We start from the raw sequence: 1,773 nt of genomic DNA on the forward strand, positions 1-1,773 counted from the left end.
GCATCAGGCGCCAAACAGTCTCCGCTCAGACTCTTATGTTCGGATGCAAACATACTGCAACCCATCCGCTTCTCCACAATTCCATGAAGCTCGACAGATTAAACGCCTACAACAACGGGGACTCGAGCAACGCTTGATCGGCGATCGACACCGAATCAGATCGCATCCGTTCAGCCAGGTCGTGCAATCACGATCGCAGCCATCGCCAAAATCATAAAAAGCAAGGGAGCTGCAATATGGGAAGTGCGCAACAATCACTCGTCATCGGTGGTCAGGGCTTTTTGGGCGCCGCGATCGTACGCCATCTGATTGCGCGGGGAGATGCAGTCACGATCGCCGACCGATACGCGGATACCGCGAAGTGCGACGCCTTGTTCGGCGAGGGTGTGGCCAAGGTCGTCCGGGCCGACATCATGGATGCGCAGGCTATGCGCGACCTGACGCAAGGCCAAGACACCGTCTACCACTTGGCGGGCAAGCTGGGGACAACCGAGTTAGATGACGACGTGCTGGCCGGAATCCAGATCAATATCACGGGCGCCGTGAATGTCTTTGCGGCCTGTGTGCAGAACGGCGTGCCCAATCTCTTCTATCCGTCCAAGCCGAACGTCTGGCTCAATACCTACACGATCACCAAGCACGCTTCGGAGCAGTTCGCGAAGCTCTACGCGTCAATGGGCAGCACGAACATCTCGACGCTGCGCTACTTCAACGCCTATGGCCCCGGCCAGGCGACTGGTCCGGTGCGCAAGATCATTCCGTCCTTTGCCGAACGGGCGAGCAAGGGCATGCCGATCGAGATCTTCGGCAGCGGCGAGCAGATCGTCGACATGATCCATTCCGACGACATCGGCCGCCTGACCGTGGATTTCGTCGAGGCGGGCGGCAGCGCGGACCCCATCGACCTGGGACGGGGCATCGGTCTTTCCGTCAATGAGATTGCCGCTGCGGTGAACGACTATTTCGGCAATGGCGCCGGCGTCGTTCACCTGCCCATGCGCCGTGGCGAAACACCGGAGACCCGGTTGATCGCCGACATCCAGCCGCTTCGAACCGTGCTGGGCGACCTGCAATTCCTGGACTGGAACGAGTCGCTTCATGACACGCTGGAATGGTATGCCCGGGCCTTTGCACAACCCCAGGCAGCGTGATGAAGGTACTGGCTGTCGTCGCTCATCCCGATGACGAGGTGATCGGCTGCGGCGGAACCTTAGCCCGGCTGTCCGAGAGCGGCCATGAAGTTCGGGTGCTGCTGCCCGTGCGGCGCAACGATCCGCGCGGCGTGGCGCACTGGGCGGAACTGGAGCGTGCCTTCAGGCGTAGTTGCACCCACCTCGGGGCGGAAGCTCTAGTGGGCGACCCGCTCATCGACGAAAAGTCACTTGAGGCGGGCGTTCATCATCTGCACGAGCTCATCTTGCCGGAGGTCGAATGGGCGGACACAATCTTCACGCATTGGCCAGGCGACTGCAATCAGGTCCACGGCAGCGTCAGCCGTGCCGTGGAGATTGCAACTCGTCCTTTTCGGCGGCGCAAGAATGTCTATCTGTTCGAGGTGTCCACGTCGACGGAACAGGGCTTCTTTCCCAGCTTCGTGCCGAACATGTGGTCGCCACTGGAAGCACGGCACGTTACCCAAAAGTGCGAAGCCATGAGCTTCTATGCCACTGAATGGGCCGGTGGCCGAACACCCGACGCGCTAGCGCGGCGCATGCAAACCCGAGGCGACGATATCGGCGTGCACGCCGCGGAAGCGTTCAATATCGCCCGGTT

Annotated in this window: 2 protein-coding genes; both read left to right on the forward strand. The window is 60.7% G+C overall.

The window, feature by feature from the left end; translation table 11 throughout:
* Nucleotides 1-236: 236 nt before the first annotated feature.
* Complete coding sequence (locus QCE88_RS41885) at nucleotides 237-1,151, forward strand: NAD(P)-dependent oxidoreductase (RefSeq protein WP_309911922.1); 915 nt, start codon at nucleotides 237-239, stop codon at nucleotides 1,149-1,151.
* Nucleotides 1,151-1,773: PIG-L family deacetylase (locus tag QCE88_RS41890; protein ID WP_309911924.1), on the forward strand; the 623-nt coding region annotated here is incomplete at its 3' end. The genes QCE88_RS41885 and QCE88_RS41890, both read left to right, overlap by 1 nt.

This window comes from Caballeronia sp. LZ035 (genome assembly GCF_031451175.1).
GTDB lineage: Bacteria > Pseudomonadota > Gammaproteobacteria > Burkholderiales > Burkholderiaceae > Caballeronia.

Coding starts and splice junctions, on each gene's coding strand:
- QCE88_RS41885 (WP_309911922.1), top strand. CDS start 237: ATGGGAAGTGCGCAACAATCACTCGTCATCGGTGGTCAGGGCTTTTTG.